Genomic DNA, 9,567 nt, shown 5'->3' on the forward strand with positions numbered 1-9,567 from the left:
AGCCGGCGGGCGCCGCTCCTCAAAACCGCTGTCAGCGGATCCTCGACCGTCTCCGGCTGACGCAGGGGGACAACAGTGGTATCGCTCATCTCGGCGTATCGCTCCTTCGGGAGGTTCAGGCAGGCTTCCACCCACCTCGATACGCCGCCTCTCTCACATCGCCATCACCCACTTTCGGCGATAGCTCCGATCGCGGTGGCCTTGGCCGAGGCAGGCAAGCGGGGCGAAGTCCGCGAGTACGGCACGATCGCCAACACCCCGACGGCGCTGAAGGCCTTGGCGAGCAAGCTGGCGAAGTCCGGCTCGGCGCTGCGCTTTTGCTATGAAGCCGGACCGTGCGGCTACGGAATTCAGCGGCAGCTGAGCATGACGGGGCATGAATGCGTTGTGGTCGCGCCCTCGCTGATCCCGCGCAAGCCGGGTGACCGGATCAAGACCGACCGGCGGGATGCGGCCAACCTGGCCAGGCTGCATCGGGCGGGAGAGCTGACCCCGGTCTGGGTGCCGGACCCGGCGCATGAGGCCGTCCGCGACCTGGTGCGGGCACGTCAGGCCGCGGTCCGCGCCCTCCGGCAGGCTCGCCAGCAACTATCCGGCTTCCTGCTACGGCAGGGTCAGCACTACAGCCGACCGGCCTGGGCCCAGATGCACCGACGCTGGCTGGCCGGGTTGCGCTTCGCACAAGCAGCCCACCACCTTGTCCTGGAGGATTGCATCGCCGCGGTCGAGGCGGCCACGGCACGGCGCGATCGCCTGGAGGCCCATATCGCGGCGGCGTTGCCGGACTGGTCGCTGGCACCGGTCGTGCGGGCGCTGCAGGCCCTGCGCGGCATGGCGCTGGTGGCAGCAGCGACACTGGTCGCCGAGCTTGGCGACATCACCCGCTTTGCCAATCCGCGGCAGCTGATGGGCTATCTTGGGCTGGTTCCATCCGAGCATTCCAGCGGCGGAACCCGGCGCCAGGGTGGGATCACCAAGGCTGGGAACGGCTCGGCGCGGCGCATGCTGATTGAGGCGGCCTGGAGCTACCGGTTCCCGGCCCGGATTAGCCGAGAGCTACTGCTGCGTCAGGAAACCTTGGCCAAGCCAATCCGCGACACCGCCTGGAAGGCGCAGGAACGGCTGTGCGGGCGCTAGCGCAAGCTCGCCAGGGCGGGAAAAGCGCCCAACGTCGTCACCACCGCCATTGCCCGCGAACTGGCGGGTTTCGTATGGGCCATTGCCAGACAGGCCCAGCCTGCTGCCAGCTGACACTCCCATCCCGCGCAACGCTGTCCAAGGAGGCCGATCACCGACACACCTTCATCCCAAGCTGGACAAGGCTGGGGGCACGGTCACGGCAGGAGAACCCTCGCAGACACTACCAGCCGGACCTGATCCGACGCTGGCTGCTAGACAGAGGACGCTCCGCGACGCATCACCGGTCCGGCGGTATCCAACCCGCGCATCAGAGCATGATCAACCGTCGTTTCATGATCGTGCCTCCTGCTTTGTCCAGCGACGGACACGCTGAACAGCTTGTGAAAACAAGCGAAGGATCACTGCGCCTGCTGCTTGAAACGGCGGACATGAGAGTGTCCCGAACCAGAAGTTCGCGCCGTTTCAGCGGATAGTGGGGTGTTTCGGACGCAGAAGCGCTCGATGCTGGCGAGGATGTCGTCGGCGGATTTGGTCCAGCGGAAGGGCTTCGGGTCGGCATTGTGGTGGTCAATGAAGCGACCGATGGTCTCTTGCAGGGCCGGGACGCTGCGGTGGATGCCACGCCGGAGCTGGCGCTCTGTGAGGAGGGCGAAGAAGCGCTCGACCTGGTTCAACCAGGAGGAGCTGGTGGGCGTCAGGTGGACGTGCCAGCGCGGCCGCTTGGCCAGCCAGTTCCGGACCAGCGGCGCCTTGTGGGTGGCGTAGTTGTCCATGACGAGGTGCACGTCGAGATCGGACGGCACGGCCGCCTCGATCTCGTCGAGGAAGCGGCGGAACTCGCTCGCACGGTGGCGCGGATAGCACTTGCCGATCACGTGGCCGGTGGCGACGTCGAGGGCTGCAAACAGCGACGTCGTGCCGTGGCGGGTGTAGTCGTGGCTGCGCCGCGCAGGCTGACCGGGACGCAACGGCAGCATCGGCTGGCTGCGGTCGAGCGCCTGGATCTGGCTCTTCTCATCCACGCACAGCACCAAGGCATGCGCAGGTGGCGAGACGTAGAGGCCGACAACGTCGCGCACCTTGGCCACGCAGTCGGGATCGGTCGAGAGCTTGAAGGTCTCCAGCCGGTGCGGCTGCAGGCCAAAGGCGCGCCAGATGCGCTGGACCGTGGAAACGGACAGGCCAGAGGCGCGCGCCATGCCGCGTGAGCTCCAGTGCGTCGCGTCCGGCGGCTGGCTCTCCAGCGTGCGCACGATCGCGGCCTCGATCCGCTCATCCTCGACCGTCCGTGGTGCACCGGAGCGGGGCTCGTCCCGCAGACCGTCCAGGCGCTGCTCGGCGAAGCGGCGCCGCCATTTGGCCACGGTCGCCGCGTCCAGGCCCAGCCGGGCTGCCACCACCTTGTTCTGCTCGCCCTCGGCACAGGCCAGCACGATGCGAGCCCGCGCAGCCAGCGCCTGGGTCGTGCTGCGCCGGGCCGCCAGTGCCGAAAGCTAGCACCTTTCCGTGGCCGGGCCGCGATAAGAGGCCCGCGGCGCCGCCTTTCCGGCCGGCGCGTCGGATGACCACCGCCGATCACGACCGCGCGCCCGGCGGTGGTATTCCGGGGATCAGGCGCATCTGTCCCAGGCTGCAGGACGGGAGAGCGCCGCACCGATGTCGAAACCCATCGCCGGTTACGCGCTGATCGGCGACAGCCACACCACCGCCCTGATCGCGCGGGACGGATCGGTGGACTGGCTGTGCTGGCCGCGCCATGACAGCCCCGCCCTGTTCCTCCGCTTGCTGGATGAGGAGAAGGGCGGTACCTGCGCCATCGCCTTTGACGGACTGGTCGGCATCAGCCGCCGCTACCTGCCCGGGACCAACAGCCTGGAAACCACCTTCACCACCGCCTCGGGCCGTGCCGTGCTGACCGACCTCATGCCGGTGCATCCGCCTGCCACCTTGCAGGATAATGGGCCGGATGGCGAGGCGGAGAGCCGGTTGATCCGGTTGATCCGGATGCTCCGCTGCGAGGAGGGACGCGTTTCCGGCCGCTTCACCGTGAGGCCCAGCTTCGATTATGTCCGCCGGCCCTCCACTCCGGTTCCAGGGGAGGATGGCACAGTGCTGTTCGAGGACGGGCTGAAGAGGCTCCGGGTCGCCAGCCTTCCCCGTTCCCTGGCCATCAACGAGGGCACCGTGACGGCCGCCTTCGGGCTCGCCGCGGGGGAGCGGGCGCATCTGGTACTGACGCAAGGCCGGGATGGCGGCGAGCACAGGACGGTGCGGCCGTTGGAAGGGCATGAGGGAGCCGCCGAAAGGCTGGACGCGACCCGGCGGTACTGGGAGGGCTGGAGCAGCCGCTGTCGCTACAAGGGGCCGTACCGTGCGGCCGTGCTGCGCTCGGTGCTGTGCCTGAAACTGCTGACCTACGCGCCGACCGGGGCGATCATCGCGGCGCCGACCATCGGCCTGCCGGAGGCGGTGCCGGGCAACCGCAACTACGATTACCGCTATGCCTGGCTGCGGGATGCCAGCTTCACCGTCACCTCCTTCGTCGGGCTCGGTTATGTGCGGGAGGCGGCGGAGTATCTCCGCTTTCTGCGACATGCGGACGGGAGCGGGGGCGCGAGCTGCATCTGATGTACGGCATCGACGGCCCGGTGCCGCCGGAGGAGGCCTTGGATCACCTCTCCGGCTGGTGTGGTGTTCGCCCGGTGCTGATCGGGAACCGCGCCGCCGCCCAGGACCAGAACGACATCTATGGCGAGCTCCTGCTGGCCCTTCACGGCTTCCTGGATGCGGTGGACTACGACCCGCCGGAGAAGGTGAATGACCATCTGCCGGAGGTCGTGCCCAACCTGGCTGCCCGGGCCATGGCTGCGCGGGACAAGCCGGATCACGGGATCTGGGAGCCGCGCAGCGGCAAGCAGCAGATGTTCCACACCAAGGCGCTGATCTGGGTGGCGCTGGACCGGGCCGCAAAGATGGCCCGCCGCATCGGGCGGATCGACGAGGCACTCATCCGGGAATGGGAGTGCGTCGCGGTGGAGGTGCGGGCGGAATACCATGAGCGCGGCTGGAACCCAGCGCGCGGTGCCTTCACCCAGGCCTATGGCTCGGACGCGCTGGACGCGGCGGTGCTGCGCACCGTGCTCTTCGGCGCCGTCGATCCGCGTGACCCGCGGCTGAAGGCCACTTTCGACGCCATCGGCCGGGAATTGGCTGTCGGCGAACTCGTCTATCGCTATCGCATGGATGACGGGATGGAGGGAGACGAGGCCACCTTCACCGCCTGCGCCTTCTGGCGCGTCGGCTGCCTCGCCCTGGCCGGGGAGACGGAAATGGCGCAGGCGTTGTTCGAGCGACTGCTAACCAGGGGCAACGATCTCGGCCTGTTCGCCGAGGAGATCGATGTGGCGACAGGGGAGCAGCGTGGGAACTTCCCACAGGCTTTCACCCATATGGCCATCATCAACCACGCGCTGCGGCTGGAGAAGGCAGCGGAGAAGATGGCCGCGCCGGAGGAGAACTGACGGGCCAAATATTTACATAGGATGCAACTCCGGTGCGGTCACAGCGTTCTTGCTCCTAACACGCCATGCACGGGCCGGAATCGGTGGGAGGGCTTCCCGCTGGTTCCGGCCTGTTCTTTGCCTGCTGCCGGAGGCCATGCTCCGGATGTGCCCATCCGGGCCGCGGGGCCGACCAGGTTGCAACCATGCCGATCCTCACCGTCCGACACGTCACGACCTACCGCTACCGCCAGCCCGTCTCCTTCGGCGAGCACCGGATGATGCTGCGCCCGCGCGCCGGACACGACCAGCGGCTGCTGGAAGCGCGGATCGACATCACGCCGAAGCCCTCTGAATTCTGGTGGGTGCATGATGTCTTCGGCAACAGCGTGGGCCTCGCGCGCTTTACCACCCGCGCGCGGGAGCTGCGCTTCGAGAGCACGATGCGCCTGGACCACAATCCCGTGGAGGAGCTGGACTTCCGGCTGGAGGAACATGCGCGCAGCCTGCCCTTCTCCTATTCCACCGAGGAAATGCCGGACCTCGCCCGCTCCATCGAGCGGCACGAGGCCGATCCGGACCGCGCTGTGGACCACTGGGCCAGGAGCTTCCTGAGCAAGGACGGGCCGACCGGCACGCTGGAACTGCTTGTGGCCATGACGCGCGAGGTGAAGCGGGACTTCACCTATATCGCGCGCAGCATCCGCGGCATCCAGGAGCCCTGGCGCACGCTGGAGCTGGGCAGCGGCACCTGCCGCGACTTCGCGCTGCTGATGATGGAGGCGGTGCGTTCCCTCGGCCTCGCGGCACGTTTCGTGTCCGGATACATCTATTCGCCGGGCCGGGACGGGGGCATGCATATGGGCGGTGGATCGACCCATGCCTGGGTGCGCGTCTACCTCCCCGGCGCGGGCTGGGTGGAGTTCGACCCGACCAACGGCATCGTCGGCAACCGGGATCTGATCCGCGTGGCCGTGGCGCGCGACCCAGCCCAGGCCGTGCCGCTGCACGGGCGCTGGAAGGGCTTCCCGGATGACAGCCTCGGCATGGAGGTGTCGGTGAACGTCACTTCGGAGGGGAGCGGGAAAGCTCCGCCTGTCCGCTCAGCCGCAGCTTTACCCGGCGCGTGACGCGTGCGCCCCCCTTTCAACGCGACCCGAGGTCGCGCATCCGTTTCACGACCGGAGACCCGCCCCGCCATGAAGATCCACGCCGGCTACGACATCACCTATGATTGCCCGCAGCCCACGCCGATGCTCCTGGCAATGAGCGTGCATCCCTCCCGCATGCCGGACGTGATCGGGCCACACCAGATCACCTTCGACCCGCCGATCGGCGCGACGGAGTATCGCGACGGCTTCGGCAATATCTGCCACCGCATCGTGGCGCCGCCTGGCCGCCTGACCATCTCCACGCGGTTCGACGTGCTGGATCCGGGCGTACCGGACGTCGTGGTGCCCTCGGCGCCGCAGACCCCGGTGGAACAGCTGCCGGATGATGCGCTCGTCTTTCTCCTGGCCAGCCGTTACTGCGAGACGGACCGGCTGTCCGACCTTGCCTGGTCGCTCTTCGGCGGCACCGAGCCCGGTTGGGCGCGGGTGCAGGCCATCTGCGACTACGCGCATCAGCGCATCCAGTTCGGCTATGAGCACGCGAATGTCTTCCGTACGGCCTATAGCGGCCACAGCGACCGCGTCGGCGTGTGTCGCGACTACGCCCATCTGGCCGTTACGCTCTGCCGCTGCATGAACATCCCGGCGCGCTACTGCACGGGCTATCTCGGCGATATCGGCGTGCCGCCGGTGGATGCGGCCATGGACTTCTCCGCTTGGTTCGAGGCCTATCTCGGCGGCCACTGGTACACCTTCGACGCGCGCCACAACACGCCGCGTATCGGGCGCATCCTGATGGCGCGCGGGCGCGACGCGACCGATGTGGCGATCACCACCACCTTCGGGTCGTGCCAGCTGGTGGGGTTCAATGTGGTAACGGACGAGGTGCCAGTGGGAGCCGCGTCTTGAGCGACCCGGCACCGGTCACCCTGGTGAACGCGGAGGGCGCCTCGCCCTTCGTGCTGCTCTGCGAGCATGCCTCGAACCACATCCCGGCCCGCTACGATGCGCTCGGCCTGCCGGCGCATGAGTTGGGGCGGCACATCGCCTGGGATATAGGGGCCGCCGATCTGGCACGGCGCCTCTCGGCGCTGCTGGATGCGCCGCTCATCCTGTCCGGCGTCTCGCGGCTGGTGATCGACCTCAACCGGCCGCCAGGCGTGGCGACGAGCATCCCGGAACGGAGCGAAGACACGGTGATCCCCGGCAATGCCGGGATCGACACGGTGGAACGCGCGGTGCGGGAGGCGGCGTGGTTCCATCCCTTCCATCAGGCTGTTACGGCGCTGCTGGACCGGCGGAAGGCGGAAGGCGGAAGGCCGGCCTACCATCATCGTCGGCGTGCACAGCTTCACCCCGTGCTTTCAGGGCGTTGACCGGCCCTGGCATGCCGGCGTGCTGTTCGGGGAGGCGAAGGACTTCGGGCGCGCGCTGGCAGCCGATATCGGCGCGGAAACGGATCTGGTGGTCGGGGAGAACGAGCCCTATCGGATCGAGCCGGGCGTCCATGATTACACGGTCCCCGTGCACGGGGACTTGCGGGGGCTGGATGCCGTGCTGATCGAGGTACGGCAGGACCTGTTGGGCGACCCGGCGGCGATCGAGGCTTGTGCGCTGCGCCTCGCCTCGGCCCTGGGACGGGCCGCGGGGCGCTTCCCCGGCCGATAAACTTTGCTGCTGTCAGGGTTCCTTAATCGAGAGACTAGCGCTTGTTGATGGATCAGCAGGTTAGGGCCGCCGATTGACTGCGATGCGAAGTTTTCGGAGCAGGCTGGTGTCAGTAGGTTGGACCTGAAGCGGAGCAACGGGCGGGGTAGCATTGGGCCAGAACAGGCGGTTCAAAGGACGGCAGTTCACGGCCGAGATCATCCTCTGGACGGTCCGCTGGTACCTGATGTTCCCGGTCAGCTACCGCGAACTCGCCCTCATGCTTCGGGACCGCGGCGCCTTCCGCTCCGCCATCGAACTGAACCAGGCGATCCGAGCCTACCTCGACGCCCACAATGCAGACCCGAAGCCCTTCCGCTGGACCGCCCCCGCTGACACCATCATCAGCGCGCAACCAACGCGGGGAATGCCTACTGACGTCACTCCGCTCTCGATCCCATTGCGGCCTTTTACCCCGTTTGGGCGAGGACAGGCGAGCCATGTCCAAGCCGGAGCGGCTCCGGCCTAGACAGCAGAGCTGCAGACATCGAACATAGCCCCATGGCAGATCGCGCGCAGATGGTGAAACGACAGCGGTTGCTGGCTAATTTCGGCGAGTTTGCGCTGCGTAACGACGACCTTGATGCGGTTTTGGCTGAAGCCTGCCGCCTTGTGGCGGAAGTGCTCGAGGCGCCATTCGCAAAAGTCTTGGAGCTTGTCCACGATCGCCAGGAGCTGCTGGTCAGGGCGGGCGTCGGCTGGAAACCCGGTATCGTTGGCCAGACCCGACTGCCTATGGGCGAGAGATCGTCGGAGACCTACGCCATTAACGAGGCTGAGCCTCTCATCTCAAAGGACATCCGGGAGGAGGATCGCTTCGAGTTCGCAGACTTCCTGAAGGAGCACGGAGTAGCCGCCCTCGTGAACGTGCCGATCTTCCTTCCAGGCGGCCGTCCCTACGGGCTGCTTCAGGTGGATGACCGCCAGCCGCGCGACTTCGCGGAGGAGGACATTGAGTTCCTCCGAACCTACGCTACGATCCTCGGGCCGGTCATCGACCGCTTGCACAAGGTCAGCGACTTGCAGGGCGCGCTGGACGCCAACCGGCACCTGCTCCAGGAACTTCAGCACCGGGTCAAGAACCACATCGGCATCATCACCAGTTTCGTGCTACTCCGCGCCAAGGCGACAGCCTCGGAGGAGGCACGGGCGGAACTGGGCGTAATCGGCGAGCGGGTCGAGACGCTGCGCCTAGTCCATGAGCAGCTCTATGCAGCCGGCTCCGCCCAGCATCTCCCGCTGCGACCCTACTTGGTCCGGTTGGTCAAGAACCTGGCGCGCCTGCACCAGGGGCAGTCTGGCGAGGTGAAGCTCGACTTTGCCGTCGGGGAGGTCGACCTAAGCCCCGATGTCGCGGTGCCGCTCGGCCTCATTGTGAACGAGTTCGTCACGAACAGCCTGAAATACGCTTTTGACGGGCGTGGCGGCACGATCAGGGTCTGCGTTGACACCCTGGAGAACGATATCATCCGCATCTGTATTTCCGACGATGGTAAGGGATTGCCAGTCGGGCCTCGCCGTCCGGCGCGCGGCTCCGGCACTGGGATGACACTTATTGAGAGACTGGCACAACAGATCGGCACCAAACCGGACTGGACGTCGGCATCGGCATCGGCATCGGGCACGATGCTCCGCTTCGAATTCGCCGCTCGCTGATGAGCCACATATCTCGGGGCGCCGAATGATCCCTGTGATCCATCAGCGTGGATTACACCACTAGGAGTGTGTCCCGGTAACGGCTGAAGTGGCTCGACAGGCGGGCTGGGTGGTGATTCGCTCGGCGGCATGACGAAGAGCTTTCGGCCCTGGAAGGTGGACGAGGTCTGGCTGCTGCCGCCCTCGGTGCAGGAGTTCGTGCCCCAGGGGCATCCTGCGCATCTGGTCCGCGACATTGTGGCGGAGGAACTTGACCTCTCCGCTATTCTTGCGGCCTACACGGAGCCCCGTGGCTATCCGCCGTACCACCCAGGGATGATGGTGGCGCTGCTGCTCTATGCGTACAGCCGGGGGGTCTACTCGTCGCGGCGGATTGCGCGAGCCTGCGAAGAGCGGCTCGACTTCCAGGCGGTGACCGCGCTGAACCGGCCGGACTTCCGCACCATCAGCGA

Annotated in this window: 10 protein-coding genes and 1 pseudogene; 10 read left to right on the forward strand and 1 reads right to left on the reverse strand. The window is 67.0% G+C overall.

What is annotated here, in order from left to right; translation table 11 throughout:
• Positions 1-180: 180 nt before the first annotated feature.
• Positions 181-1,251 (forward strand): annotated as a pseudogene (locus tag ACO1BU_RS34510) (IS110 family RNA-guided transposase).
• Positions 1,252-1,538: 287 nt separating this feature from the next.
• Here the strand turns inward: ACO1BU_RS34510 and ACO1BU_RS34515 are convergent.
• Complete coding sequence (locus tag ACO1BU_RS34515) at positions 1,539-2,624, reverse strand: IS630 family transposase (protein WP_424140445.1); 1,086 nt, start codon at positions 2,622-2,624, stop codon at positions 1,539-1,541.
• Positions 2,625-2,796: 172 nt separating this feature from the next.
• Between ACO1BU_RS34515 and ACO1BU_RS34520 the strand changes: the two genes are divergently transcribed.
• The 9 genes from ACO1BU_RS34520 to ACO1BU_RS34560 all read left to right on the forward strand — a co-directional run.
• On the forward strand, positions 2,797-3,768 hold the full coding sequence (locus ACO1BU_RS34520) for a glycoside hydrolase family 15 protein (protein ID WP_424140436.1): 972 nt from the start codon (positions 2,797-2,799) through the stop codon (positions 3,766-3,768).
• Entirely contained in the window at positions 3,768-4,661 is an 894-nt protein-coding gene (locus tag ACO1BU_RS34525; protein WP_424140437.1) for a glycoside hydrolase family 15 protein, read from the forward strand. Before ACO1BU_RS34520 ends, ACO1BU_RS34525 begins: the two co-directional genes overlap by 1 nt.
• Before the next feature lie 185 nt (positions 4,662-4,846).
• On the forward strand, positions 4,847-5,770 hold the full coding sequence (locus ACO1BU_RS34530) for a transglutaminase family protein (protein ID WP_424140438.1): 924 nt from the start codon (positions 4,847-4,849) through the stop codon (positions 5,768-5,770).
• 69 nt (positions 5,771-5,839) lie between these two features.
• Positions 5,840-6,661: a transglutaminase domain-containing protein gene (locus ACO1BU_RS34535; protein WP_424140439.1), complete on the forward strand. Its 822-nt coding sequence runs from the start codon at positions 5,840-5,842 to the stop codon at positions 6,659-6,661.
• A complete protein-coding gene (locus ACO1BU_RS34540; RefSeq protein WP_424140440.1) occupies positions 6,658-7,128 on the forward strand; it encodes an N-formylglutamate amidohydrolase in 471 nt (156 codons plus the stop codon). Before ACO1BU_RS34535 ends, ACO1BU_RS34540 begins: the two co-directional genes overlap by 4 nt.
• The gene (locus ACO1BU_RS34545) at positions 7,094-7,420 is read left to right on the forward strand and encodes an N-formylglutamate amidohydrolase (RefSeq protein ID WP_424140441.1); all 327 of its coding nucleotides are present in this window, start codon (positions 7,094-7,096) and stop codon (positions 7,418-7,420) included. The genes ACO1BU_RS34540 and ACO1BU_RS34545 overlap by 35 nt, the downstream gene beginning before the upstream one ends.
• Before the next feature lie 151 nt (positions 7,421-7,571).
• A complete protein-coding gene (locus ACO1BU_RS34550; RefSeq protein ID WP_424140442.1) occupies positions 7,572-7,928 on the forward strand; it encodes a hypothetical protein in 357 nt (118 codons plus the stop codon).
• A 32-nt stretch (positions 7,929-7,960) separates the two neighbouring features.
• Positions 7,961-9,115, forward strand: a complete 1,155-nt coding sequence (locus ACO1BU_RS34555; RefSeq protein WP_424140443.1) for a sensor histidine kinase — start codon at positions 7,961-7,963, stop codon at positions 9,113-9,115.
• Between the two features lie 129 nt (positions 9,116-9,244).
• On the forward strand, positions 9,245-9,567 hold a 323-nt coding region (locus tag ACO1BU_RS34560), incomplete at its 3' end, for a transposase (protein ID WP_424140444.1).

It is taken from the genome of Roseomonas chloroacetimidivorans, assembly GCF_049629625.1.
Taxonomy (GTDB): Bacteria; Pseudomonadota; Alphaproteobacteria; order Acetobacterales; family Acetobacteraceae; genus Roseomonas; species Roseomonas chloroacetimidivorans.